The 25,448-nt window shown below is 62.3% G+C and carries 20 protein-coding genes; 6 read left to right on the forward strand and 14 right to left on the reverse strand.

The genetic code is table 11. The features are described 5' to 3' along the window. Positions 1–40: 40 nt before the first annotated feature. Positions 41–1,387, reverse strand: coding sequence for a tRNA (N6-isopentenyl adenosine(37)-C2)-methylthiotransferase MiaB (gene miaB / locus BLP65_RS02860; RefSeq protein ID WP_092992442.1), 1,347 nt, complete (start codon positions 1,385–1,387; stop codon positions 41–43). A 165-nt stretch (positions 1,388–1,552) separates the two neighbouring features. Between miaB and BLP65_RS02865 the strand changes: the two genes are divergently transcribed. The 4 genes from BLP65_RS02865 to pap are packed head-to-tail and all read left to right on the forward strand — an operon-like array spanning position 1,553 to position 6,919. Continuing rightward, entirely contained in the window at positions 1,553–4,279 is a 2,727-nt protein-coding gene (locus tag BLP65_RS02865) for an adenylate/guanylate cyclase domain-containing protein (protein WP_092992444.1), read from the forward strand. 47 nt (positions 4,280–4,326) lie between these two features. After that, the gene (locus BLP65_RS02870) at positions 4,327–4,956 is read left to right on the forward strand and encodes a tetratricopeptide repeat protein (protein WP_092992446.1); all 630 of its coding nucleotides are present in this window, start codon (positions 4,327–4,329) and stop codon (positions 4,954–4,956) included. Next, a complete protein-coding gene (locus tag BLP65_RS02875) occupies positions 4,956–5,396 on the forward strand; it encodes a hypothetical protein (protein ID WP_092992448.1) in 441 nt (146 codons plus the stop codon). The genes BLP65_RS02870 and BLP65_RS02875 overlap by 1 nt, the downstream gene beginning before the upstream one ends. 47 nt (positions 5,397–5,443) lie before the next feature. Further along, positions 5,444–6,919, forward strand: coding sequence for a polyphosphate:AMP phosphotransferase (gene pap / locus BLP65_RS02880; protein ID WP_092992450.1), 1,476 nt, complete (start codon positions 5,444–5,446; stop codon positions 6,917–6,919). Between the two features lie 123 nt (positions 6,920–7,042). Here pap and BLP65_RS02885 read toward each other — a convergent pair whose 3' ends face one another. From BLP65_RS02885 to BLP65_RS02910, 6 genes are all read right to left on the reverse strand, one after another. Next, positions 7,043–7,579 (reverse strand): protein disulfide oxidoreductase, encoded by a 537-nt coding sequence (locus tag BLP65_RS02885; protein ID WP_092992452.1) that lies wholly within the window; start codon positions 7,577–7,579, stop codon positions 7,043–7,045. 111 nt (positions 7,580–7,690) lie between these two features. Next, positions 7,691–9,010 (reverse strand): sensor histidine kinase, encoded by a 1,320-nt coding sequence (locus BLP65_RS02890; RefSeq protein ID WP_092992454.1) that lies wholly within the window; start codon positions 9,008–9,010, stop codon positions 7,691–7,693. Beyond that, on the reverse strand, positions 9,010–9,705 hold the full coding sequence (locus tag BLP65_RS02895; RefSeq protein ID WP_245688219.1) for a response regulator transcription factor: 696 nt from the start codon (positions 9,703–9,705) through the stop codon (positions 9,010–9,012). Before BLP65_RS02895 ends, BLP65_RS02890 begins: the two co-directional genes overlap by 1 nt. A 37-nt stretch (positions 9,706–9,742) precedes the next feature. After that, entirely contained in the window at positions 9,743–12,877 is a 3,135-nt protein-coding gene (locus BLP65_RS02900; protein WP_092992456.1) for an efflux RND transporter permease subunit, read from the reverse strand. Further along, on the reverse strand, positions 12,870–14,090 hold the full coding sequence (locus tag BLP65_RS02905; protein ID WP_092992458.1) for an efflux RND transporter periplasmic adaptor subunit: 1,221 nt from the start codon (positions 14,088–14,090) through the stop codon (positions 12,870–12,872). The genes BLP65_RS02900 and BLP65_RS02905 overlap by 8 nt, the downstream gene beginning before the upstream one ends. Further along, positions 14,077–15,489: an efflux transporter outer membrane subunit gene (locus tag BLP65_RS02910; RefSeq protein ID WP_175452414.1), complete on the reverse strand. Its 1,413-nt coding sequence runs from the start codon at positions 15,487–15,489 to the stop codon at positions 14,077–14,079. Before BLP65_RS02910 ends, BLP65_RS02905 begins: the two co-directional genes overlap by 14 nt. A 579-nt stretch (positions 15,490–16,068) precedes the next feature. On the opposite strand from BLP65_RS02910, the gene BLP65_RS02915 reads away from it, so the two are divergent. Continuing rightward, the gene (locus tag BLP65_RS02915; RefSeq protein WP_092992462.1) at positions 16,069–16,509 is read left to right on the forward strand and encodes a Spy/CpxP family protein refolding chaperone; all 441 of its coding nucleotides are present in this window, start codon (positions 16,069–16,071) and stop codon (positions 16,507–16,509) included. Positions 16,510–16,641: 132 nt separating this feature from the next. Here BLP65_RS02915 and BLP65_RS02920 read toward each other — a convergent pair whose 3' ends face one another. The 5 genes from BLP65_RS02920 to BLP65_RS02940 form a co-directional block, all read right to left on the reverse strand. Beyond that, complete coding sequence (locus BLP65_RS02920) at positions 16,642–17,808, reverse strand: cation:proton antiporter domain-containing protein (RefSeq protein WP_092992464.1); 1,167 nt, start codon at positions 17,806–17,808, stop codon at positions 16,642–16,644. Positions 17,809–17,835: 27 nt separating this feature from the next. Then, the gene (locus tag BLP65_RS02925) at positions 17,836–18,222 is read right to left on the reverse strand and encodes a SirB2 family protein (protein WP_092992466.1); all 387 of its coding nucleotides are present in this window, start codon (positions 18,220–18,222) and stop codon (positions 17,836–17,838) included. 94 nt (positions 18,223–18,316) lie between these two features. After that, complete coding sequence (locus BLP65_RS02930; RefSeq protein WP_092992468.1) at positions 18,317–19,666, reverse strand: YihY/virulence factor BrkB family protein; 1,350 nt, start codon at positions 19,664–19,666, stop codon at positions 18,317–18,319. An 89-nt stretch (positions 19,667–19,755) separates the two neighbouring features. Continuing rightward, positions 19,756–22,251 (reverse strand): ABC transporter permease, encoded by a 2,496-nt coding sequence (locus BLP65_RS02935; RefSeq protein ID WP_092992470.1) that lies wholly within the window; start codon positions 22,249–22,251, stop codon positions 19,756–19,758. After that, the gene (locus BLP65_RS02940; protein ID WP_092992472.1) at positions 22,248–22,937 is read right to left on the reverse strand and encodes an ABC transporter ATP-binding protein; all 690 of its coding nucleotides are present in this window, start codon (positions 22,935–22,937) and stop codon (positions 22,248–22,250) included. The genes BLP65_RS02935 and BLP65_RS02940 overlap by 4 nt, the downstream gene beginning before the upstream one ends. Positions 22,938–22,953: 16 nt before the next feature. Between BLP65_RS02940 and BLP65_RS02945 the strand changes: the two genes are divergently transcribed. After that, positions 22,954–23,589: an arylesterase gene (locus BLP65_RS02945; protein ID WP_175452440.1), complete on the forward strand. Its 636-nt coding sequence runs from the start codon at positions 22,954–22,956 to the stop codon at positions 23,587–23,589. Between the two features lie 128 nt (positions 23,590–23,717). Here BLP65_RS02945 and BLP65_RS02950 read toward each other — a convergent pair whose 3' ends face one another. Beyond that, a complete protein-coding gene (locus BLP65_RS02950) occupies positions 23,718–24,350 on the reverse strand; it encodes a MarC family protein (protein WP_092992474.1) in 633 nt (210 codons plus the stop codon). Positions 24,351–24,484: 134 nt separating this feature from the next. Next, positions 24,485–25,315, reverse strand: a complete 831-nt coding sequence (locus BLP65_RS02955) for a transglutaminase family protein (protein WP_092992476.1) — start codon at positions 25,313–25,315, stop codon at positions 24,485–24,487. Positions 25,316–25,448 lie beyond the last annotated feature (133 nt).

Here is a 25,448-nt window from a genome sequence, read left to right on the forward strand (position 1 = left end):
AATATATCTCTCAAATAAAGGTAGTAGAAGGTGGCCGCGTTCATGTCCAGCCGGCGACGGCCGACCCGCTCGTCTCACCACGCAGGGAATTGGGTAGCGCCTCGGTGATGCGCACGTCGACAAACTGACCGACCAACGAACCATCCCCGGGGAAGTTCACCACCCGATTATTTTCAGTACGCCCGGAGAGCTGGTCGGGGTCCTTGCGGGATGGTCCCTCCACCAGGATCCGTTGTACCGAGCCCACCATACCACGGCTAATCGCCCGCGCCTGCGTGGTGATCGTCGCCTGCAGGCGGGCCAGACGCGCTTTCTTCACCTCGAGCGGCACATCATCCGGCAAATCCGCCGCCGGCGTTCCCGGCCGTGGGCTGTAGACAAAGCTGAAGGAGTGATCGAAGCCGACCTCCTCAATCAGGCGCATGGTGGCCTCGAAATCCTCGTCGGTCTCGCCGGGGAAGCCGACGATGAAATCGGATGAAATGGTGATATCCGGCCGCGCCTCGCGCAGCTTGCCGATTTTGGCCTTGTACTCCAGCGCAGTATGCCCGCGCTTCATCAGCGCCAGAATGCGGTCGGAACCGGACTGTACCGGCAGATGCAGGAAACTGACCAGCTGCGGCACCTCGGCGTAGGCCTGAATCAGACTGTCCGTGAATTCCACCGGATGGGAGGTGGTGAAACGGATACGTTCGATCCCGTCGACGGCGGCCACGTAGTGAATAAGCAGGGCCAGATCAGCCATCTCGCCGTCATGCATCGGCCCGAGGTAAGCATTGACGTTCTGGCCCAGCAGATTCACCTCCCGAACGCCCTGCTGCGCCAGGGATGCAATTTCGGCGATAACGTCATCGAAGGGGCGGCTGACTTCCTCGCCACGGGTATAGGGGACCACGCAGAAGGTGCAGTATTTCGAGCAACCCTCCATGATCGAGACAAAGGCGGTCGCGCCTTCAGCGCGCGGCTCCGGCATCCGGTCGAACTTTTCGATCTCCGGGAACGAGACATCCACCACGGCCTGGTGCTGTTCCCAGACCCGACCCAGCATCTCCGGGAGGCGATGCAGGGTCTGGGGACCGAACACCAGATCCACAAACGGGGCACGGGTACGGATAGCCTCACCCTCCTGACTCGCCACGCAGCCTCCAACACCAATCACTACATCGGGCCGCGCCTGCTTGAGCGGTTTCCACTTGCCGAGCGCCGAGAAGACCTTCTCCTGCGCCTTCTCGCGCACGGAGCAGGTATTGAGCAGCAGCACGTCCGCCTCTTCCGGGGCGTCCACCGGCTCCAGGCCGCACTGGATAGCGAGCACATCGGCAATTTTCGCCGAGTCGTACTCGTTCATCTGGCAACCGAAGGTCTTGATGTAGAGTTTGCGGGTCATGGATAACACGTTTGACCGAAAAGGAACCCGATAGTTTATGGCTGCGGCGGGAAAAAACCAAGTGCGGCATACGGGAAAAGCGATGTCCACCACGCGCGAGCAGGCCGATTTCCTCCCGGACCCGTCCGCCGGTAGACTATGCCCTTTACCGTTAGCCGATAGCCGATGCGTTTCGCCTGGATCCCCCTTTTCGTCATCTTGCTGGAAATCGCCAGTAAAGGTCTCGTTGTCGGACCTTGGGGCGAGACGGTTCAGCAGCTGGCGGGCGATCTCGGACTCCAGATCACGACCTCACACCTGCCAGGCTCCTTCGTAGACTATCTGCGCACCGGGCAGAGTGCCGAGGGTTGGCCGCTGTTTGGTAGTCTGCTGGTGATCTTCCTGCTGCTGTTTCGTCTGGGCCGGGGCTTCCTGAATGCCGCGCCCCTGACCGGCATCGGTGTACACCTGGCGACAGGCGGCATTTTCGCCCAGGTCATCGACCAGCTCTTCCTGGGGCGGATCCTGCGACTGTTTCAGACCGATGTGAGCGAACTCACCATCGCCTTCGGTATCAGCGATATTGCCATTTTTCTAGGGCTATCGCTGCTGGTGTACGGACTGGTCCAGCGCCAGATCACACCCCGGGTTTCGGTCATCAAGCTCAAGCGCGGCCACGAGCAATACATCGAGTTCGGCGGCTTTCCCCGCGGTATCGACAACGTCCATATCGATGTGCTGCTGAGTCCCCTGTTCATGCGCACGGTGCACGCACTGACGGCGGATCTGGTGCCGCGGTACCGCAAGGAGTCCCGGCACGGTCGAAGTCTGCTTACCCGTCACCAGTTACGGAGCCTGACCGAGGCCTACGTACCAATGGTGCAGGCGGCGCTGGTGCGGATCTCCAAATCCAGGCAGCCGGCAGAGCTGAACCTGCTCTATACGGCGATCATCAAGCTGATCCAGCAACAGATCCATGCGGCCATCGATCACTCCCTTTCACAACTCGGCCGGCCAGGCTCGATCACCTTATCTTCCGATGGGGCAGCGGCCAGCGCCCGGCAGTACCAGCACCTCTATTTCCAGGTCTGCCATTGCCTGTTCAGTGCACTGTCCCGCATCGAAACAGAGAAGCTGGCGGAGCTTCGCCTCTCCCTGTTCGGCAGTTCCCGGCTGCTGTTGGTCGAGGCGTTCAATGCACCACTGCTGCAGGCGGTATCCCCGAACGATGATGAAGTGATGGTGCGGTACTACCTGCTGTTGGCGCACCTCGACAGCGAACCAAACAGCTTTGCCCGAATCGATAGCGTGCTCGGCCCGGTCTTCGAACCCAACAGCGCGGCACTGCCCGCGCTGGAGCCGGGGGTCGATACCGCAGGCGAGCCGAATGACGACAAGGCGGGGGCCTCCTGTCGAGAATATCAGCGTGCCCTCAATCGACCTTCGGTCCTCATGCAGCCACTGAATATCACCGCACTACTGGACGTGCGCTGGACCAGGGATCAGATATACCAGGCGCGGCAGGCCAAAAAGAAACATCGGGCACGCAGCTTGCGCCGCCAGATCCGGCACCAGCGCCTCAACCTGGCGCTGCTGCGCAATGCACTCGAGCAGAACCAACTGTTGACCACCATCCTCGCCGCCTACGAAGCCGCCAAACTCACCGATGAGGGTCAGGCGAATCCCACCATTCTGCACAAGACACTGGATCACCCGGGCGGCCTTTCTGCAATCCGGAAGCGGCTGAGAACCACCCCGGGACTCCCCCCGTTCCGGCAACTGGCGCGCTCGTATCTGCAGATCAGGCGCAAGGCGCGGGGGGACGTCACCGACACACTGCTTCGTTTCATGCGTGATTTCTCCGCCTACCGTCGGGACCTGAAACTGTTTCATGACGTTCAGCAGGCCGCGGCCCAGGTACATTTGCTCACCGAGGAGAAGGACATCCGCACGTCCCGATCGAACCGGAGCCTGCACGAATTCCTGGCGCCGTCGGAGATAGAGGATCAGAAAGCGGAGATCGTCAGCCACGCCATTCTCAAGGCCGACGTGCGCGGCTCTACCCGGATCACCGAGGAATTGACCCGGAAGAGGCTCAATCCCGCCACCCACTTCAGCCGCCACTTCTTCGATCCGGTCAACAAGGTGGTTCAGCGGTATGGAGCGGAAAAAGTGTTCATTGAGGGCGATGCAGTAATCCTGGTCTTCAACGAGTGGGATACACCGCACGGCGAGCATCTGGCCGTAAGCCGCGCCTGCGGTATGGCCGTGGAGATGCTGCACATTCTCGAACACCAGAACAAACTGCTGGCCGGCCACGGCTTGCCACAACTGGAACTGGGGATCGGCATTTCGTTCACTGACACACCGCCCCGATATCTGTTCGATGGAGATACCCGCATCACCATATCACCGGCAATCAACCGTGCCGACCGCCTTTCTGCCTGCGCCTGGGCACTGCGCGAGTGGTACGGCGATACGGTATTGTCCACCACCCATGCCGCCGTCTACGAACCCTCTCCGAATGCGCTGAAGGTCGGCCAGAAGGAGGCCACCGACCTGGTCTACAATCTCAACGGGATCATTCTGGAACCATCGGCTTTCAGGAAACTGACCCGGGAACTGAGACTTCGCCCCATCGAGAACCCGATTCTCGAGTATCCCGGGAGCAAACTGCACACCGCGCGTTTCCCTGACCGGGAAGGGAGCAGTCACACGCTGATCATTCGCGAAGCGCCGGTCCAGATCTACGATCCGGAGCATCAGCCCTTCGATGCACCTTTTGCGGAGAGCCGTCGTTTCTATGAAGTGGTCTACGATGGGCGCATTGTCCAACAGCTGTCCACGCAGCTGTCTCGTGCCGCTGGTTCCCGGAATCCCTCGTTACCGGCGACCGGGACCATCAAACAGTAACGTCCACCTCTGATATACTTGATGTTTTCAATCGGAAATAGAACGGCATGAGTACCAGTCAAAACCTGCAGACCATTCTCGAAGGTTTCAAGAAAGATCAGCTCCCGGACATCGAAGCCCGTGCTGAAAAGGGCGATGCACAGGCCCAGTTCACGCTCGGCGTGCTCTACGCCAATGGGCGCGGTGTCAAACCGAACCCCGGAAAGGCGGTGGAATGGCTCTCCAGCGCGGCCAAACAGGATATCGGCGAGGCCATGACCCTGCTCGGCTGGATGTATGCCAATGGCCACGGCGTGGCCAGCAGCGCCAGCAAGGCCCGCAAATACTTCCAGGAAGCCGCCAGGAGAGGGGATTCGGATGCCAAGTGCTCGCTGGCCGAACTGCTCATCGAAGGCGCGCACCCGGGCACTCCCGCAGTTTCCGAGGCACTCGGGCTATATGAAAACGCCGCCAACCAGGGTCATCCCAAGGCCCAGTACATGCTCGGCAAACTGCTTTCGGAGGGAAACCTGGTTGCCGAAGATACCGAAGCGGCGTTCCAGTGGCTCACCCTGGCGGTGATGAATGGCAGCGAACCGGCACAGAGAGAGTTGCAGATGCTTACCGCCCGACTCGATCAGGCCGAGGTCGAGGCCTACAAAAAGAGCATGATGGAGCGCATGAAAGCGAGCCACTGATGGACGAACACGAGTTCAAAAAGGTCCACGACGAAGTCAATGACCGTCCGTGTGTGTTCGCCAAAGCGGTCCTGCGGGGCTGCGCCGCCTGCTCTCGCTCCGAAAAGGTGCTCATCGCTGAACGTGAAGCGATCGCCTGCCAGTCCCCCGGGGGGCATCAGCGCTGCAGTGATCTGGTAGCGCACCTGCGGGAGAACGCCCTCTTTGCCCTTCACCTGAGGCAGCTCGACGGGCCGCTGCCCCACGGCAAGGAGATGAAGGTGGAGTGCGGCGGTTTGCTCGGCCTCAATTCGGTGGCCGAAGGCGCAGACGCCGAACACGTGGAGGATATCGATGCTCTGGTCGGGGAGAGCCTCACGCGCTGGCACGGCTTCGAACAGCTCCCCTACTCCCGAATCAGCCAGTGGGTGGTGAAGTACCAGAGCCGCCGCAGGCGCTAGGCAAGCTGCCAGATCTGCACATCGACCCGAAACGGGGGCCCTGTCCGATGACCCAATTCGGTACCAGGATCACGAAAAGCGTATTCAAGTGCTGTAGCCCAAAGCTGCGCATCGGTCTGCTGCAGGCCCAGCAGGCGGTACGGGAGGCGGGTGTTCCGGTATTGATCCTGGTCTCCGGCGTCGACGGCGCCGGCAAGGGCGACACCGTCAATGTACTGAATGAGTGGATGGACCCGCGCGATCTGCGCACTTTCGCCTTCGGCGAGAAGAGCGACGAGGAGCGGGATCGGCCCGAATACTGGCGATACTGGCGTGCCCTTCCCCAAAAGGGCAGCATCGGGCTCTACGTCGGTTCCTGGTACAGCGATCCCATCGCGCACAGGGTCAAGGGTGACATCACCGATGCCGCCCTTGGCGCCCGGCTTGCCCGCATCAGGGGCTTTGAAAAGACCCTGGCCGATGACGGCGCCCTGATTATCAAGTTCTGGCTGCACCTGTCGAAAAAGGACCAGAAGAAGCGCCTGAAAACGCTGGAATCGCACCCGGACACCGCCTGGCGGGTTACCAGACAGGACAAGGAGCACCTCAAGCTCTACGACCGCTTCTACTCCATCGCCGAACATGTTCTCCACGAGACCAGCACAGATGAGGCTCCCTGGACGCTGGTCGAGGGGGCCGATGAGCGCTACCGACGTCTGCGGGTCGGCGAGCACATCCTCGACCGAATCGAACAGCACCTGGCAAGCCACCGGCACTCGAAGTCCCCGCCGGTGGAACAGCCGCATCACCGACCTGTGGCCTCCAGTGCACACAACCGGCTGGATCAGCTGCAACTGAACAAACACCTCCCCAAGAAGACCTACAAGGCGGAGCTGCAGAGATATCAAGGCCTTCTGGGCCGCCTGACCAGGGCCGCCAGAGAGAAGCGGGTCTCCTCGATTCTGGTGTTCGAGGGCTGGGATGCCGGTGGCAAAGGGGGCGTCATCCGCCGTATGGTGAAACCCATGGATGCGCGCAACTACCGGGTCATATCGGTCGGAGCCCCCAGCGACGAAGAGCGTGCCCGTCACTATCTGTGGCGCTTCTGGCAGCACATTCCCCGTGCCGGCGCCGTCACCATCTATGACCGAAGCTGGTATGGCCGGGTGCTGGTGGAACGCATCGAAGGGTTTGCACAGCGCGACGAGTGGATGCGCGCCTACGCGGAGATCAATGACTTCGAGGAGCAGCTTGCCGAGTTCGGAACGGTCATCGTCAAGTACTGGTTGCACATCAGCAAGGAGGAGCAGTGGCACCGCTTCCAGAAGCGGGAAAAGGTGGCGTGGAAGCAATACAAGATCACCGAAGAGGATTACCGCAACCGGGAAAAATGGGACGCCTACACACATGCCGTGGCCGACATGGTGGAGCGGACCAGCACCACCTACGCCCCCTGGACTCTCGTCGAGGGCAACAACAAACGCTATGCCCGTATCAAGGCCCTCAGGTTGTACTGCGAACGGCTGGAGAAGGCACTCGATTGAGGGATTTGGTTAACCACAGAGTTCACAGAGAACATAGGGCGAAAAGGGACTGGAGCAGACCTTTACAACCAGCGGACTCCGCAATCCCAGCCCAACGATTTCAAACCTCTGTGCTCTCTGTGGCTATTTAAACAGGTCGGCCAGCATCAGCCGCAGGCGCAGACCCGCACCGGTGGTGTAGCCACGGGCGACAAAAGCCACCTCGCCCTCACTGTCCAGGATGAAAAAAGCGGGAACGCCCGTGACACCGTAATCGCGGGAGAGCTTGCCTTCGGGATCGGCGATGGCCGGAAAGCTGACGCCCGCCTCGTCCATGTGGTCCCGGACCGCATCGGCCCCACCCGATTGCATGGCTACCGTGATCACGGGGTACTCCTCGGCCAGGGCATCGATGGTACCTTTTTCGATGTTGCACACGGGGCACCAGGTGGCCCAGAAATAGACCATCGAGGGCTGGCCCTGAAGCTGGCGCAGATCGAACGACTCACCCGTTACTGTCCGGGCGCTGAACACCGGAGCGGTGCCGCGCGCAGCATCACGGGTCAGGAACCACTCGGCAGCCAGGGCAATAACGAGCAACAGCAACAATTCCCCCAGAAGGCGCGGGCCGCGTCTCTTGAGCCAACCGCCCAACCTGTGTGCACGGATCATTTCTTTCATCGAATTACCGCTTCGTCGCAATGCAGCGCACGTTCATTCCCGCCCATGGAATTCCCTGGCCGGTCGGGGATTATTCTCTTACGCCCCGTGGAAAAAGAGTGGCGAACCCAGCTAGTGAACAGGGACTGTTGAAGCAAGTGGGAGCGAGATGCGGACGCGCAGCCCGCCACCTTCGACGTTCTCCGCGAGAATCCCGCCGCCATGGGCCTCGACGGCGCGGCGACTGATGGCCAGCCCCAATCCGTAACCCCCACTCTTCCGATCGCGGGCTTCGCCGACCCGGGCGAACGGACGGAAGAGCTTGGCCAGTTCCTCCTCGGGAACGCCGGGGCCGTGGTCCCGTACCTCAACCAGCGCGCTTTCGCCCTCTCGCCCCAGTGTGACGGTGACCTCGCTGTCCTCCACGGTGTGACGCACGGCATTGCGGATCACGTTCTCGACCGCCGAACGCAGGAGAACCGCATCACCAAAGACAACCAGCTTCTCACCACCCTCGAAACGTACCGTCCGCCCCTTGGCCTGCGCCTCGAAGTCGGCATCGGTGGCGACCTGCCTGACCAGGTCCCCAAGCGACAGCTTCCGCTGCTCCAGCTGCCCCTGACCCGACTCAAGACGCGCCAGCGAGAGCACATCCGCGATCAGCCGCTCCAGCTCATCCGCCTCCTTGCCGATGCGCACCAGCGCCTTGTCGCGGGCCTCATCCCGTTCCGCCAGCTCCAGAGCAATACGCAGCCGCGCCAGCGGTGAACGCAATTCATGGGAGACGTCGCGAAGCAGGCGTTGCTGCCCCTTCAGCAGGTCACGTAACCGGTCCGCCATCAGATCAAAGTCACGCGAAAGGGCTGCTACTTCATCCCTGCCGTGGTGCCCGACCCGCGCGTTCAGATCCCCCGCAGCCAACGCCTGGGCCGCCTGCCGCAGCCGGCGCAGACGGCGCGTAAGAAGGCTTGCCAGCCCGAAGCTGACAAGGCCGGTAATGAGAATGGCGATGGGGAAACGTGTCCAGACCGGCAGAATGCGGAGGTGCCCCGCTGCCACTTCGTTGACCAGATAGAGCGGCGGCGACGTATCGGGCAGAGCCGCCACGACCAGCACATGGGCGGATGATACTGCGTGTGTGCCCGACTCCATGGGACGTGGCAACCAGCGCGCCAGACGACGCGGCAGCGGCTGGCGCAGGACCGGTTGCCCTTCGGCATCCACCAGTACCGGTTGCGATCCAGGCTGCAGATTGTGGAGCCAGCGGGCCACTGCGCGACGGCCACCCGTCTCCCAGAGGGCTGATGCACTGACCGCCTGACCGGCAAGGCGCTGTTCGGTCTCCGCAACGACCTCACTGCCGAACAGCCGCGCCAAAGCGAACAGCGTGATACCCAGCAGCACGGCGGCCAGCCAGAACGCCAGAAAGATCTTGGTAAACAGTGACCCCATCAGCCCCGCCGCACATACTGGTAGCCGGAACCGCGCACCGTCTGAATCCGCGGCGAACCGTCCGGCGATGCACCGAGCTTGCGCCGGATCTGCGCCATGTGGGTCTCGATACGCCGGTCGTAGGCCCCCAGTGGCCGGCCCAGTCCCTCTTCCGCCAGCAGGTCCCGGCTGACCACCTCGCCGGCATGGCGTACCAGCAATCGCAGCAGGTTGAATTCGGCACCGGTAAGCGACACCGTCTGATCACCGACTTCGACCTGGCGACTGCCCTCGTCGAGTGAAAGGTCGCCGACCCGCAATGCTGCACCCGGTTCGTGCTGCCTGCGGCGAAGCAGTGCCCGCAAACGGGCCACCAGCACCCGCGGACTGCAGGGCTTGGCCACGTAATCGTCGGCTCCGAGTTCGAGCCCGAGTACGGTATCGGTATCCTCCCCGCGGGCGGTCAGCATCAACACGGGCGCACCGAGGTCAGGCTTGATGCGCTTCAGCACATCGAAGCCGTTCGCCCCCGGCAGCATGACATCAAGAATGACCGCATCCCAGCCCCCTTCCGCGGCACGCGCTATCGCCGTCTCACCGTCGTGCACCGAGGTCACCTTGAATCCTTCGCTGCTCAGATATTCGTCCAGCAGCTCGCAGAGGTCCTCGTCATCATCAATCAGGAGAATGTTCTGCATCTTGTTTACCACGATCATGTGATTCACCGCAGAGCACACAGGGCGTACCCTTCAACTATTCAGCGCCCTGATCGATCTCGGCAGGCTCCAGATGTCTGCCCTCGTCCCGCGACGGGGCCCGCCATCCCAAACCGATATCCTCCAGGACCAGATAGAGCGCCGGAACCAGCAGCAGCGTGATCAGCGTTGCAAACAGAATCCCGTATCCCAGCGAAATGGCCATCGGTATCAGGAAACGGGCCTGGCGGGAGGTCTCGAAGATCATCGGGGCCAGACCACCGAAGGTGGTGAGCGTGGTCAGCAATACCGGACGGAAGCGGCGCACCCCTGCCTCGACAATGGCGTCGTGTGCCGAAAGACCCGCATCGCGACGGCGATTGCTGTAGTCGATCAGCACCAGCGAATCATTCACCACCACGCCCGCCAGCGCCACGGCGCCCATCACGCTCACCATGCTCAGACCATACCCCATGATCAGGTGACCCAGAACCGCCCCCACGATGCCAAAGGGGATTGCCGCCAGAACCAGCATCGGCTGACTATAACTGCGAAAGGGAATGGCGAGCATGGCGTACAGCACGATCAGCATTATCACGAAACCGGCCAGCATACTGCTGGTACCCTCGGCGGTATCAGCCTGCTGACCCTGGAAACTGTACGAAAGCCCCGGAAAATCACTCACCAGATCGGGCAGGGTGTCGGCCTTCAGCGCCGATAACATCTGATTGGTCTGCTCAAAGGGTTCGACATCGGCGGTAACCGTCACCGTACGCCGGGCGTTGCGTCGTTCGATACTGGTGTACGCGCGGCCCCTATCCACCTCCACGACCGCAAGCAGCGGCACGTAAGCCCCAGCCGGGGTACGCACCATCAGCTGTTCCAGGTCGTATTCGGAAAGACGCTGGCTCCTTGGCAGCCCCACCATCACCTTGATCTCGTTGCGGCCGCGCTGTTGACGCAAGGCTTCGGCGCCATAGAAGGCGTGGCGGACCTGCCTGGCCACCTCCCTCGCGGTCAGTCCCAGATCGCGTCCGGCCGGTAGCACCCGGAAGCTGAGCTGCTCCTTGCCCGGGGTGTAGCCGTTCTGGATATCGGTAACATTCGGGTAATCGGCCAGGAGCCGGGTAAGGCGTTCACTGGCCCGATTGAGCGTCTCATTCTCGCGATGAGTCAACTCCACGGACAGAGCTGCCCCGCCGCCCGGGCCGCCGCGATTGGATTGAAAACGCAAAGCGTCCACATTGGCCAGCGGCCCCACGGCCTGACGCCAGCGGCGGGTCACCTCGGAGGTGGAGATTTCCCTGACATCCTCCGGAGCCAGCTCCACGAATACCTCGACAACGTTTTCATCGATCTCCGTCTCCATGCCTTCCAGGAGCTGGTCGTCACCCACCTCCGCGATAACCCGTTCGGCAGCGGATACCAACCGGTCCCGCACCTGTTCGGCATGCGCGAGAGGCGTGCCGTAAGGCAGAGTGGCGGTGACCACTGCGCGGTCCGACTCCACCCGCGGCATCAGGTTGAACCCGAGACGGCCGCTGGCGGCGTAGCCAATCACCAGAATCAGCACCGCCAGGCCCGCAGCCACCATGGCGTACCGAAAGCCCAGTGCTCGCTCGAGGACGGGTCGATAGCGAGTTTTCACAAACCGCGCCAGACCCGCCGCGATACGCTGTTGACGCCGGTAGAGCATCCGCGAGAGGGCGAACTTGTGCTCGGGATTGGAGTGGGCCAGATGGGTCGGCAGAATCAGTACGGCCTCCACCCAGGAGATAAGGAACACAGTACCAACGACCGCCGGTATCACCGCAAACATCTTGCCCATGAAACCGGGCACGAATAGTAGCGGCAGAAAGGCGACAATGTTGGTCAGGATGGCGAACGAGAGCGGCATCACCACACTGCGTGAACCCTCGATAGCGGCCTCGATGAAGCCCATGCCCCGCTGCCGGTATTCGTAGATGTTTTCGCCAGCGATGATGGCATCGTCCACCACGATGCCGAGAGCGATGATGAAGGCGAACATGGAGACCATGTTGATCGACACGTCCATAGCCGGCAGGAACAGGAAGGCACCCAGGAAGGAGATGGGAATGCCGAGCGTCACCCAGAACGCCAGCTTGAACTCCAGAAAAAGCCCCAGCAGGATGAGCACCAGCAGCAGCCCGATGAAGGCATTCTTGAGCAGCAGCTCCATGCGTTGCGCGTAGATATCGGAGCGGTCGTAATCGACGTCGAGCGCGAGCGCGGACGGCAGTTCCGGTTCCAGATCGGCCATGACCTGCTTCACCGCTGCCGAGACATCCAGCGGTGTCTGTTGGCCTACGCGAAAGACCCGCAGCCCGATCGAGGGCTGGCCGTTATAGGTGGCATAGCGGTCGGTTTCCGCCAACTCTTCGCGCACCTCGGCCACATCCTCCAGACGGACCACTGCACCATTATCGCTGGTGCGCAGCGGAATCATCGCAAACTGGCGAGCCCAGTCGGCGCGCTGGGCGACGCGCAGCAGCAGCTCCCCGCCACTCGTCTCGATACCGCCGCCGGGCAGCTCCACCGAACTCGCAGCGATGGTGTCAGCCACGTCGCCCAGGGTGAGTCCGTGACGGCGCAGCATCTCGCGATCCATGGTCACCCGTACTTCATACTCCCGGGCACCTGAAAGCTCCACCTCGGTGATGCCGGGATCCTGCAGCAGGCGGTCGCGCACCTCTTCGGCCCAGCCGCGCATCACCCAGGCATCCACTTCACCAAACAGGGACACCCCCATGACCTGGCGTTTATGCTCGGCCAGGGCAATCGAGGGATCCTCGGCCTCCTCGGGGAAGGTGGTGATACGATCCACGGCCTGCCGGATGTCCTGATAGACCCGCATCGGCTCGGCATCGGCACTCAACTCCGCAGACAAACTGCCACTGCCCTCCGAGGCTGTCGCCGTCATCTCATCGACTCCGGAGACGCCCCGTATCGACTCCTCCAGAACCAGAAGAATGCCGCTCTCCACCTCCTCGGGGGATGCACCCGGGTAAGCAACCGAGATGGTCACCCTGTCCAGCTCGAACTCGGGGAACACCTCCTTCTTGATCTGCAGGCTGAAGAACAGGCCGCCAATGAGGAAGATCAGCATCAGCAGGTTGGAGGTGACCCGGTTGCGGACCATCCAGCCGATAATGCCGTCCCGCGGGTTACTCATCGGCCTCTCCTTCGGCGAGCGCTCCCGCGGTTTTACTGGTGCGCAGGGCCATGCCCGCTACCGGACTGGACAGATCCGTGCTCACCACCCGATCTCCCGTTTGCAGATCCCCGCGCAAGAAGACCTGCTCCCGACCGCGGAAGACCACCTCCACCGGCCGGATTACCAGCTCGCCATTTTCCAGGAGCCAGACCCGATTGCCGCCACGCAAAAGCGCACGATCCAGGGCCACCGTCTCCTGCAGAGTCCGGCCGGTGATGGTCGCCTCCACGTAGTCGTTGATCAGCAGTCGCGGAAGCCCCCGGTGCTCGGGGAGTTGCGCCAGCGGATCATGTACCTCGACCAGCACCTGCGCCATTCGCGCCTGCTCGTCCAGACGGGGGTTCAGGCGTAGAACCCGGCCCTCCCTATAGATGCCTTGCGGCCAATCCCCGCGCCGGAGCTTCACTATCGACCCGACCTCTTCGGAACCATTCGGGACCGTAATTTGATGCAGCGCCTCCACCGGCAGGTCGACCCGCACCCAGAAACGCTCCGTGGCCACCAGGGTGAGCAGCGGTGAGGTATTGCTCACACGGGTGCCCAATGCGACCGACTTTTCGGTGATGATGCCGTCGAAGGGCGCCTTTACCACGGTGCGCGTCAGGTCCAGACGCGCCCGGTCGAGCGCGGCCAGCGCATCCTCCCGTGTCGCTTTGGCGCTGGCCAGCTGCGGCTCACGCAGCACCAGGCTGCGCTCATTGGCGGCCATCTGTTCGCCCAGCATTTCATATTCGCGCCGCGCCACCTGCTGCTGGCCCTGTTCCCTCGCCAGGGTCGCCTCGGCCTGCGCCAGGGCACTTCGGCGCTGGCGCACCGTCAGACGATAATCGGCATCATCCAGCCGCAGCAGCTCCTCACCCGCCTGAACCTGTTCACCGGGAACAAATCGCTCATGAACTTCGGTAATGCGACCGGCCACTTCCGGATAGAGGGTTGCCTCGCTAGCCGCCACAACCCGGCCCATGGCTGCGATGTCGGCCACGTGGTCGCCCATCCGAACGGGCATCACTTCCACCAACCGCGCAGTCTTCTCCGCCGGTTTTCGGACCGCCTTGGGAGCGCTGTTCATCATGATGAGGGTACCGGCGACGGCGACCGTCAGCAGCAGCACCACCAGCCCCAGCTGCAGGGGCCAGCGACGACGAACCGGGGGCGACTCAGGATGGCTCATGAACGATGGTCTCCGATTTCTGTTCAGGCTCCGGCAAGTCGATCAGGCCGCCGGCCAGGGCCCGGTAAAGGGCGATGCGAAACTCAATCAGCTGACGTTGTGCGGTAATGCGCTCCCGCTCACGGGTCTGCAGATTGCGCTGGGCATCGAGCACATTCAGAAAGTCCCCGTCACCGCTGCGGAAGTAATCGCGCTGACGCTCCAGAACCTGACGGTTCAGCTGCAGCCGTTCATCCACTCGGGCCAGAAAGCGCCGCTGGCTGCGCTCGCGAACCAGTGCATCCTCCACTTCGACAAAGGCACCGAGGATCGCTTCCCGATAGTCGGCGAGAACCTCATCGACCGCGGCACGACTCCGTTCGACTTCGGCACGGCGGCGTCCGCCATCCACCAGAGGAGCAACCAGGTCGGCTACCAGGGTGCGTGACCAGTTATCGAGCAGGCCATCCCATTCGGCACTGCGGCTGCTGGCAGAACCGGTCAGGTTGAGTCGGGGAAAACGTTGCGCCACCGCCACGGCGACATCCTGCTCTGCCGCACGCAAGGTATAGAGAGCACGACGCAAATCGGGACGATGCCGTACCAGTTCGGCCGGGAGGCCGGTAGCCGGCAGCGGTGGCAAAACGGGCAGTGCCGCACGGCCGCTGTCCGGCGCCTGCGCCGGTTCACGCCCCAAAAGTGCCGCCAATGCGTGGCGGGCGGTGGCGAGGCCTGCCTGCGTCTGTGCCTGTTCCGCTTGCAGGGAAGCGACCAGATCGCGCTGCTGAAGCAGGTTCGCTGCGCGGGTCTGACCGGAAATGAAACGCAGACGAAGCACCTCCAGATACTCCGCGGCCGTCGCCTCCTGGGCCTGCAGCAACTCCAGTATCTGACGGCTTTCCGCCATCCCATACCACTGCCGCGCCAGCTCCGCCGTCAGCGTCAGCGCGGCGGTTTGTACGGCCTCGGCGCTGGCGGCGGCATTCATTGCACTGCTACGGCTCTGCGCTCCGATGCGCCCCCACAGATCCACTTCGTAGCCGGCGGTGAGTCCGACCGAGCGGGCGGCGGCATCGGTTTCGACACCGTTCACCGCTACATTGGTTCCCTCGGTGGCGCCCACGGACAGGTCGAGAGACGGAAACGCCTCCGCATCGGCCTGGCGCCATAGCGCCCGGGCCTGGCGCAAACGGGCTCGCACGGCATCCAGGCCAGGATTGCCGGCCAGTGCTTCCTCCATCAGGGCATTCAGTGCCGGGTCATCGAATTCCCGCCACCACTGACGCTGTAGCGACACCTCCCCGCCCGTCTGGCCGAATTGCTCCGGCAGGGATACCGGTTTCGATGAAGGCGGGTTGATGGCACAGCCGCCTAACAGCACGAACACAGCCAACGTGCCTGCACGCAGCCCACGACGCATGGCACCCGAATAGCATCGGCCAGGAGCCTGTCGGTTTATGGCTGCTCCTACTGCGCCGGTGGGAGAGCGGCCCAAATTTCCCCGATTTCTCGTTGCGTAGATCCCACTATGCTCCTCGAAATCGTGAAAATTTGTTCTCGCTCTCCCACCTTGCTCGCTACGGGCACCATAATCCGACAGGCTCCTAGGGGCAGCAAGGGGGAATCGGGTCATTCTTCTGTTTTTCCAACAAGAGCGGCCATCCCGCCATTCTACCGGGAAAACCAGGCCTTCCGGCCCCGTGAACTGCAATCCAATGCAAAGAAGTGCAAAGCCTTGGAACGGCCGCAAACCAACAAGTTCCAGAGGCTCATGTGACTCGCTGCCTGTGGCGACACCGGGATTTACTCTCAAAAGCGAGCACACTTGATTCAAGCGCGAGATGACCATGCATTGAGTCTGTTCACCTCCCTGCCCCCCGTCCGGCTGACACTTCTTCGCACTACCTTGCACTCCCGCTCAACAACTTGATCTGCGGCACCGGTAGGATGACGACATCCCGCACTGCCGCGGGCCTGCAAAAGCCGAGGAGAATCCGAAATGAAAGTAAAACGACACTGGCCGGCCCTGATTGCCGGCACACTTCTGGTAGCGACAGCCGGGACGGCACTGGCGTTCGGTCCGGGAAGCTGTGGCGACCATAAACCGATGGCAGCAGTCTACCAACTCGACACACTTACCGACAGCCAGCGGGAACAACTGGATGCACTGCGCGAACAGCGCCGCACGGCAATGCAGAAAAATCGTCAGTCGTGGCAAGAGGAGCGCAGTGAGTTACGAGAAGCGATCCGCAGCGGCGCCGACGCCGTCACCATCCGGCCGCTGGCCGAAAAACAGGGTCAGCGCATGGCCGACAAGATCGTACGGAAAGCGGAGATGCGACAGGAGATCATGGCGATCCTCACTCCGGAGCAGCAGCAGGAGCTTGAGAAGATCGCTCCATACGGCGAAAAGCGGGGCCGCATGCAATACGGTATGTAGGAAGGTTTAGCGGCGCGTGGGCACCAACCCACTTACATCGGCTCACGCGTCGTCTGACCGCCTGGCCGTGGCCAACCAGGAGACCGAGGCCAGCAAGGTTCAGAAGAGTTCGGCGCCCTGCGGCTATTTCCTTCAGTCGCGGCGCAGCCGGTCGGAGACCGCTATCGGGGTGGGGTAGTTCAGCATGATCACATAGGAGGAGACGATGAAGGTCAGGAGCGTGGCCAATTGAACAGTATAGGAGGCCCCGCGGCTGATCAGCTCCGACTCCAGCGCGAGGATGACGATAAACAGTGAAAATTCGCTCACCTGCCCCAATCGCACGCCCACTTCCCGCGCCAAAAGCTGCTCTTCTCCTGCCCGCTGCAGCAAAAGGCCGAAGGCCACAGGTTTCACCAGCAACAGCAGCGTGGCCAGGACCGCCGCCGCCGGTAACACCTCGCCTACCATGCCCAGATCGAAGGTGGCGCCCAGCGCAAAGAAGAACATCACCAGGAAAAAGTCCCGCAGTGGCTTGAGGCTTTCGGCGATGAATGTGCTGACAGGGCTGGCAGCGAGTGCGATACCGCCGATGAAGGCCCCGATCTCCTGAGAAAGGCCCAGCAGGGCCGACATCTGTGCCATACCGAGGCACCAGCCAATGGTGAGCAGGAACATGTACTCCTGAATGGTATCGAAACGGGAGAACAGCGGGACCATGACATAGCGGGCGCCCAGCCAGGCGACGATAACCAGGACGGGCAGCCCCATCATCAGTACGGCGATATCCCACCACAACGCATCGCCGGTACCCACAGCCTGCAACAGCAGCAGGATAACGATGGCAATCAGATCCTGCAGCAACAATACACTGATGATGACTTCGCCCGTACGCTGATGATGGAGCTGGGTGGTGGGCAGCAGTTTGAGGCCGATGATGGTGCTGGAGAAGATACAGGCGGCGGCAATCACCAGGCTTTCGCGTGCCCCAAAGCCGAACGCCAGCGCCACACCGCCTCCAACCGCGGCGAACAGCAGGGAGCTGAGCAGTGTCACCGGAACCGCCCGGCCCAGCTGCCCCAGCAGTTTCTGGGGGTGAAGATTCAGACCGAGCAGGAACAGGAGAAAGATCACGCCCATGTGGGCGGCGGCACTGATCGCCTCCGGCTCTTCGATAAGCCCTAGCCCCCAGGGACCGAAAAGCACCCCGACCAGGATGTAGGAAACCAGCATCGATTGCCGGGTAAAGAGCGCCACGGTCGCCAAGAGCGCAGCACCGGCAAAAATCAGGAAGATGTTATAGACGATCGGGTCGTGCATGCCCTGTGAATACCCCGCACTATCCGCTTAGAAGACGAACCAGGGGCGCGGTGTCTTGTAGAGGGCCACCATGACGATGTAGGCGAACACGGCAAGGGCTGCAAGCCAGGCCACTGCACGCACCTTCCGGCTGCGCTCTCCCCGACGGCCAAGGGCGACGCTACCCAACCCGATATAGACCAGAAGGGCAGCGAGCTTCGCCTCCAGCCAGGGATGATGGAGCGGATTCCAGCCGTAACCGACCACCAGCGCAATGCCGGTTACCAGAAGCAGGGTATCGTTGACGTGCGGCAGTGTCCTGGCGAGGCGATTGTCGAGCAGGCCGGGCGCACTCAAACGCAGCACCCCGCGCAGGAAAAACCCGGAAACGGACAGCGTTACGAAAATGACGTGAAAGAACTTCAGTGTCGGCATTACTCTACGAAGCCCTGACTTCAGGATTGCGAGGCCCAGCGGGCTATAGTACCGGATTCGAGGCAACGCATCAGGCGGGAACGGACGTTGTCACTCAGGACTGGCCGGAAGTGCGACTCTGGCGGGCCAGATCCTTGATGGTGAGCTCGCCGATTCTCTCCTTTATTGCCGACTCGGTCGCCTCCAGCACCTCATCGATCGGTGTGACCGACAAGGCCCGCCTGTCCAGCGGGTAGCCGTGTTCGCCGATCGAACGAAGCTGTGCCATTACGTCCCGCACCGGTAACTCCGCCGGGTCGCGGCCGGGGAAATAGGCCGGATCTTCGGCACCGGTCTCCATCAGTAATCCCCGTCTCTCCATATCCAGCAGCAGGTCCCCCAGGCTATCACCGGGCAGTCCCAACCGCTGACTGAGTGTGTCGAGAGTCCAGCCTTTTTCACCGTGTTCATAGGCACGGGTCACCAGGTACATCACCAGCAACCCGGCACGCTCGCGCAGACGATTGCTGAAGCCGATTCGCTCCGCTTCGCGCCGAATCTGCTGAGGGTGCTGATGGTAGTAGGCCACCTTGGCGCCGAACAGTAGAATGAACCAGCTCAGATAGAGCCAGATCATGAACATGATGAGAATGGCGAAGCCGGAATAGATCGCATCGTAGCGGGTCGAACCGGAAGCAAACGCGGCAAATGCATAGCCGGTAATCTGCCAGAGCCCTCCCCCCACAATGCCCCCGATGAGTGCCGAGCGCACTCTCACGCTGGTGTTGGGCACGAACATGTAAACGAAGGTAAAGGCAGCGGTAATCAGCAGATAGGGCACCAGCCTACCAAGCGCCACCACCACCGTTCCGAAGGGTTCCATCTCCAGCAGCGCCTGCACAATGGCGTTATTCATCGCCGAGGCGGTTATGCCTATGGCGGTAAACACCAGCACCGGGCCGATGATGATGACGCTCAGGTAATCGGAAAAGCGGCGCGAAATGCTGCGCACCTGTTTGATGTGCCAGACGAAGTTGAAAGATTCCTCGATCTTCTGAATCAGTGAAATGACCGTATAGACCAGAAAGGCGAGGCCGACCGAACCGAGCACACCGACCTGGATGTTTTCGACAAAGCCGATGATCCGGGTGGTGATTTCCACACCCTGCTCGCCAAGTGGCGCCAGCACGTTGAGCAACAGGGGTTCAATCTGGTTGTGAACGCCGAATGCCTTGAGCACCGAAAAGCTCACTGCCAGCAGCGGAACCAGCGAGAGCAGCGTGGTGTACACCAGGCTCATGGCCCGCAGGGCCAGCGCCCCCTCCTGCAGGTCCCGAACCAGAACGTAGCCGACCCTGAGCGAGTAGATCCCCCAGCGGCGCGGACGCGACAGCTGTTCGATCTCCACTTCCCACAAACCGCTAAACAGAAAATCCCAAAGACGACTGAACAGCCTCGAAAGCATGGCGCCTCCCTTTGCCTAACTGTAAACCAAATTGCTAATCGATGTCCGCCGGTTGGCGGCCCCTTGCGCTGCTCCCGGTTCGCGCCGGTTCAAACCCGTCTCAGAATCCGCAGCGGCGGTACCGAAAGGACCCTCCGTGTCGCCCATAGGCCGGCCAGGCTCACCCCGAATGTACCGCCGGCGAGACCCGCGACCCAGACTCCCGGGCCCGGCTGATAGGGAAAGTGGAAGACCTGGCTGGCCAGAAGATAACCGAGAAGCGTCGCGGAGAGCGCTGCAAGCGCTCCGGACAGCAGACCAAGGGCGAGAAACTCGGCGATCAGGGCGCCGCGCACCTGGCGACGGCTGGCACCCAGGGTCCGCATCAGCGCACTCTCCCGAAGACGCTCGTCGCGGGTGGCCTGAATGGCCGCGAGCAGCACCACGACGCCGGCAGCGAGCGTAAACATAAATACGAATTCCACGGCCAGGCTGACCCGGTCGATGATGGCCCGAACCCGGCTCATAATGGCGTCCACATCCACCACCGTTACGTTCGGGAAGCGCCGCACCAACTCGGCCAGAGCGGCCTTGTCCGTCTCCGGGACGAAAAAGCTGGTGATGAAACTGGCCGGTTCACCCTTGAGCAGCGCTGGTGTTCCAATCACGAAGAAGTTGACCCGGAACGAGTCCCAGTCGACGGACCGCAGGCTGGTGACGGTCCCTTCCACCGGTTTTCCCGCAATCCGGAAGCGCAGACGGTCGCCCTGCTCGATCCCCAGCGTCTCTGCGATGCCCTCCTCCACCGACCACTGGCCAGGCGCCTCGGATCCGGGTGGCGACCCCCACCACTGCCCGGCGACGATGCGATTATCCGGAGCGAGTTGCCGGGCCGAGGAGAGGTTGAATTCCCGCTCCGAAAGCCGCTGTGCACGCGGATTCTCATACTCCTCCGGCACCACCGGCTCACCGTTGATGGCCGAAAGCCGGCCCTTGATCATCGGCTGGAAGTTCGGAGCGGTGCCGACCCTTTCCTGCAGGAAGGCTTCGAGCTTTGCGACCTGATCGGGCTGGACATTGATCAGAAAATGATTCGGTGCATCCGGAGGCAAGGTGTCGCGCCAGTCCGAAAGCAGGTCGCCGCGGACGATGGAGAGCAGCAGCAACACGGTGATACCGAGCCCGAACGCCACCACCTGAATTCGACTCTGCCGGGCCCGGCGCGGAATGTTGGCAAGGCCGAACCGCCAGGAGACCCCGACCCGTTTGCGCAGAGGCATCAGCGCGCCCACCAGCAGTGCCGCCACCGTCCCCAATACCGCCAGGGTTGCCACTGCGCCGACGAACACATACAGAGTCAACCGCACGTCCTTTGCCTGCCACAGCATCAGCACCAGCAGCGCCGCCAGGGCCCCGCCATAAACAAGGATGCCGCCGGGCCGCACCGGTCTCGGGTCCTGGCGCAGTACCCGCATCGGCGGGACATCCTTGAGGGAAAGCAGGGGCGGAACGGCGAACCCGGTGAGGGTCACCAGCCCGGTCGCCATGCCGCTGACCAGCGGCCACGCCGAGGGGGCAGGAAGCGCCTGGGTGAACAGTTCGGCAAGGATCCGTCCCAACACCTCCTGAGAGGCAAAACCCACCAGGCATCCCAGCGCCGAGGCGATGACTCCGAGGAAAAACAGTTGCAGCAGGTAGGTCTGCGTCACCCACCTCTGGGAGGCACCCAGACATCGCATTACGGCAGTGGCATCGTACTGGCGATGGGCGTGTCGGTGAGCTGCGGTGGCGGCCGCTACCCCCGCAAGCAGAACCGCGACGAGCGCCGCCAGGCCGAGGAACTGCTCGGCCTTCTCCAGCGCCGAACCCACCGCCGGTCGCGCCTCGCTGCTGCCCCGCCAGTGCTGCCCACGGTTCAGTTGCGGCTCTATCCAGCGCCCGAAACGGTTGAGCGCCGACTCCTCACCGGACAGCAGCAGGCGGTAGGTGACCAGACTGCCGGTCTGAATCAAGCCGGTAGCGGGCACATCGGAAAGGTGCATCATCACCCGGGGGGCGATGGCGAACAGCTCCCCTCCGCGGTCCGGCTCATACACCAGGACCCTGGAAAAGATAAAGTCTTCCCTGCCGAGCCGGACCGCATCACCCGGCTCCACATTCAGCAGAGCCGCCAACCGGGCCTCCAGCCATACCCCGCCCGGCTCAGGCCCGGATTCAACGGGACGACCGGGCGCAAACGGTTCCGGAGCAACCCGCAACTCGCCGCGCAGCGGATAATCATCACCGGCGGCCTTGACCTCTACCAGCTGCAAGTTCTCTTCGGTGCTCACTACCGTGCGGAAGGACTGGGTACGGGCCGTCGCCAAGCCCCATTCACGAGCCCGCGCCAGCCACTCCGACTTGAGCGACTGCCCACTCTCCAGCACGCGATCAGCGGCCAGAAGTTCGCCGGCCTGGCGCTCCATGGCGCCACGGACACGATCGGTGAAAAAACCCACGGCAGAGACGCTGCCTACGGCGATCACCAGCGCCAGGACAATGAGCCGCAGCTCTCCCGCACGCCAGTCGCGCAGCAGACTGCGCCAGGCGAACCGCACTACATTCATGCCGGGATCGGGAGACGCCCCGCCTCCAGCTCCAGGGCCCGATCACAGCGGCCGGCCAGCCCCGCGTCGTGGGTCACCAGCAGCAGCGTGGTGCCATGTTCGGCATTCAGACCAAACAGAAGGTCAATCACCTGGGCACCGGTGCGGGTATCCAGGTTACCGGTGGGCTCATCGGCCAGCAGCAGCCGTGGCCGGGTGGCAAAGGCGCGGGCGATGGCGACCCGCTGCTGCTCTCCCCCCGACAGCTGGTGCGGTAGATGACGAGCCCGCTCCGACAACCCCACCACTGCCAGTAACTCTGCGGCACGCTCGTGCGGCGCATCGGCGCCGGCCAGTTCCAGCGGCAGCATGACGTTCTCCAGTGCATTGAGATTCGGCAGCAGCTGAAACGACTGAAAGACAAAGCCGAGCAGTCGCGCACGCAGAGCGGCGCGACCATCCTCGTCGAGGGCGGTGATCTCGATACCGTCGAGCCAAATTTGCCCCGTAGTGGGCCTGTCCAGCCCGGCCAGCAGACCCAGCAAGGTAGACTTGCCGGAGCCTGATACTCCCAGAACAGCAACTGCCTCACCGGGCATCACGGAGAGGTCAATGTCCTGGAGAAGGTGAAGACGCCCTTCCGGGCTGTCCACCTCCATGCCAAGATTACGGGCCTGGATCATCGGATGGGAGGACGCGGTGTTCATCATTAGACGCACAATCATGCTGTTGTTGTTGGTCTGCGGGACTATAGCAGCAAGCCCCGCCGAATCCGATGAACGGCCCGCTTTGCTGGTGCTGGGCGATAGTCTCAGTGCCGCCTACGGCCTGCCGGTGGAACAGGGCTGGGTTCATCTGCTGGCCCGACGGCTGGAGGAACACGGCTATCCACACCGGGTCGCCAACGCCAGCTCCAGCGGCGAAACCAGCCGCGGCGGCCGCGAACGGCTACCTGCCCTGCTGGAACAATACGAACCAGAAGTGGTGGTGATCGAACTGGGAGGTAATGACGGCTTGCGCGGCCTGCCTCTGGAACGGCTGCAGTCGAATTTGGCCATGATGATCCGGAAGGCCCGGGAGGCCGGTGCCCGCGTGCTCCTGGTCGGCATGCACATGCCGCCGAATTACGGTCCCGAATACACCCGCCGTTTCAGCACAGTCTACCGGGAACTCGCCGAAGAGGTGCAGGTTGGCCTTGTACCCTTCCTGCTGGAGGGCGTGGCCGGCGACAACGCCCTCATGCAACCTGACGGCATGCATGCCACCGCCTCCGCGCAGCCGACGCTGCTCGAAAACGTCTGGGAGCATCTGGAACCGCTATTAAGGGAAACCACTGAGAACACGGAGACTGAATATTGAACCACGGATCGGGGATTGTCGATTCAATGGGAGTACCGTTCGAAGCTCTCAGTGCACTCTGTGGTTCTTAAGTACGTCGTTCATCCCGTGGTCAATCAGCGTTTTTCTATGGCCTCCGCGAGTTTCATTCAGATCCCGAGAGAAACTGCGATCTGCCGCACACCGTCGACAATGTACTGGATCGCGAGGGCGGCGAGGATCAGCCCCAACAGCCGGCTGATAACATTGGCGCCGGTTTCGCCGAGCCAATCCATCACCCGGGCGGAAAGCGTGAGGGAAAGCAGTGTGAATCCCATAATGACGAAGATGATCGCTACCATGCCGGTGGTAACGGCAGGGGTCTTGCCGCTGTCCGCCATAAGCAGGACGGTGGTCATCGCTCCGGGGCCGGCCAGGAGCGGGAAGGCCAGAGGGAAGACCGAAATGTCCTCTTTGGCGAAGGCCTCCTCCCGTTCCCGGAAGGTGGCGGAGCGCAGCCCTGATTGGCGGGCGAACACCATGTCGATGGCCAGCATGAACAGCAAAATGCCGCCGGCGATCCGAAAGGCCGGTTGACCGATGCCCAGAGCGCGCAGCAGCATCTCACCGATGAAGAAAAAGGTCACCAGAATAAAGGTGGAAAGGGTGGTGGCACGCAGTGCCATGGAGCGCCGGAAAGCCTGGTCCCCGTGGCGCGCCAGACCACTGAAGATCACCGCGATCCCTATAGGATCAACGACTACAAACAGGGTGACGAGTTGGTTGACCAGCAGTTCGGTCACGATTGCGCAGCGGATCGGTGAATAGACCCTTAACTGTAGTCCAGAGACCGGCAACCTGTCCGGGGAGGGCGGTATTTATCAGGTGGTAATCCGACGGACCGCCAACCGATGGGTTTATCGGGATGACGTGCCGGTCAGTGGAGAGTAACGCCAAGGCGACCCAACCGCGCCATCCGTGCGGCAATCTTTTCACCATCCACGGCTTTGGGGGCCAGTTCAAGGTACCGCAGGTAGTCGGCGTGGGCGGCATGGTGGCAATCGAGGCGTTCGAACAGCCGCGCCCTCTCGCGATGGGCCGACGCCGACCGCGGCCTGATCACAAGGAGGCAGTCACTAATCTCCAGGGCCTTCTCCAGGGCACCCGCATGCGCATAGTCCCGCTGCAACTCGGTGAGTACCCGGGCCAGCAGATACCGGTCACCGCTCCCCTGCAAAAGTCGGTCGAGCATCGCCCCGGAGGCCTGCTCCGGCCCCACCGAATACGTCAGCATCAGTTCGAGGTCGTCCCGGGAGAGGAGAACGCCGCCCGAGACCGGATCCATGAGCAGGCCCTCGTCCCCTTCACCGATACCGATCAGCAACCGCCCCGGAAACGGAAATCCCTTCAGGGGTAGCCCCATCAGTCGGCCAACGGACAGATAGAGCATCGCCAGCGCCGCCGGTCGTGCCCGTCGCTCGTCGATCACCCGGTCTAGAAGACAGGCCTCCGGTTCGGGCTCGCTCACCAACTTGAAGGCAAGATCATCGAACAGCAGGGCATTGAGAGCGAATACCCGATCACCCAGCGGGGCCGTGGCCGACAGACCCTGCAAACCGCGTTCGGCAAGTGCGGCGATTCGCTCGATATAATCGGTAACCGGCAGCTCGGGCATCTCCACCTTGGCGGCCCAGAGTGCTCCCCGAGCCAGATCCAACGGTTCCCGCCCCGCAGAGAGCGCCTTGATGTATGCCTTTTGCACAGCCATGCGCTCTCCTGTAGTTGACTGGAACGATTGGCTATTAATAATGTTAGTACAGACTTGCGTACCACGCGAACCGCATTGCGCAGTAGAACGGGCCTGCTATTTTTCGATCAACCGAAAACGGTTTTTCAGGAGA

The sequence above is a fragment of the Thiohalomonas denitrificans genome, from assembly GCF_900102855.1.
Taxonomy (GTDB): domain Bacteria; phylum Pseudomonadota; class Gammaproteobacteria; order Thiohalomonadales; family Thiohalomonadaceae; genus Thiohalomonas; species Thiohalomonas denitrificans.

Bases quoted from the DNA above. Each gene is read 5' to 3' on its own strand.
- BLP65_RS02870 (WP_092992446.1), top strand. From the start codon at position 4,327: ATGAGTACCAGTCAAAACCTGCAGACCATTCTCGAAGGTTTCAAGAAA.
- BLP65_RS02920 (WP_092992464.1), bottom strand. From the start codon at position 17,808: ATGCACGACCCGATCGTCTATAACATCTTCCTGATTTTTGCCGGTGCT.
- BLP65_RS02935 (WP_092992470.1), bottom strand. From the start codon at position 22,251: ATGAATGTAGTGCGGTTCGCCTGGCGCAGTCTGCTGCGCGACTGGCGT.
- BLP65_RS02925 (WP_092992466.1), bottom strand. From the start codon at position 18,222: ATGCCGACACTGAAGTTCTTTCACGTCATTTTCGTAACGCTGTCCGTT.
- BLP65_RS02955 (WP_092992476.1), bottom strand. From the start codon at position 25,315: ATGGCTGTGCAAAAGGCATACATCAAGGCGCTCTCTGCGGGGCGGGAA.
- BLP65_RS02945 (WP_175452440.1), top strand. From the start codon at position 22,954: ATGCTGTTGTTGTTGGTCTGCGGGACTATAGCAGCAAGCCCCGCCGAA.
- BLP65_RS02865 (WP_092992444.1), top strand. From the start codon at position 1,553: ATGCGTTTCGCCTGGATCCCCCTTTTCGTCATCTTGCTGGAAATCGCC.
- BLP65_RS02885 (WP_092992452.1), bottom strand. From the start codon at position 7,579: ATGAAAGAAATGATCCGTGCACACAGGTTGGGCGGTTGGCTCAAGAGA.
- BLP65_RS02875 (WP_092992448.1), top strand. From the start codon at position 4,956: ATGGACGAACACGAGTTCAAAAAGGTCCACGACGAAGTCAATGACCGT.
- pap (WP_092992450.1), top strand. From the start codon at position 5,444: ATGACCCAATTCGGTACCAGGATCACGAAAAGCGTATTCAAGTGCTGT.
- BLP65_RS02940 (WP_092992472.1), bottom strand. From the start codon at position 22,937: ATGAACACCGCGTCCTCCCATCCGATGATCCAGGCCCGTAATCTTGGC.
- BLP65_RS02890 (WP_092992454.1), bottom strand. From the start codon at position 9,010: ATGGGGTCACTGTTTACCAAGATCTTTCTGGCGTTCTGGCTGGCCGCC.
- BLP65_RS02915 (WP_092992462.1), top strand. From the start codon at position 16,069: ATGAAAGTAAAACGACACTGGCCGGCCCTGATTGCCGGCACACTTCTG.
- BLP65_RS02895 (WP_245688219.1), bottom strand. From the start codon at position 9,705: ATGATCGTGGTAAACAAGATGCAGAACATTCTCCTGATTGATGATGAC.
- miaB (WP_092992442.1), bottom strand. From the start codon at position 1,387: ATGACCCGCAAACTCTACATCAAGACCTTCGGTTGCCAGATGAACGAG.
- BLP65_RS02910 (WP_175452414.1), bottom strand. From the start codon at position 15,489: ATGCGTCGTGGGCTGCGTGCAGGCACGTTGGCTGTGTTCGTGCTGTTA.
- BLP65_RS02930 (WP_092992468.1), bottom strand. From the start codon at position 19,666: ATGCTTTCGAGGCTGTTCAGTCGTCTTTGGGATTTTCTGTTTAGCGGT.
- BLP65_RS02905 (WP_092992458.1), bottom strand. From the start codon at position 14,090: ATGAGCCATCCTGAGTCGCCCCCGGTTCGTCGTCGCTGGCCCCTGCAG.
- BLP65_RS02900 (WP_092992456.1), bottom strand. From the start codon at position 12,877: ATGAGTAACCCGCGGGACGGCATTATCGGCTGGATGGTCCGCAACCGG.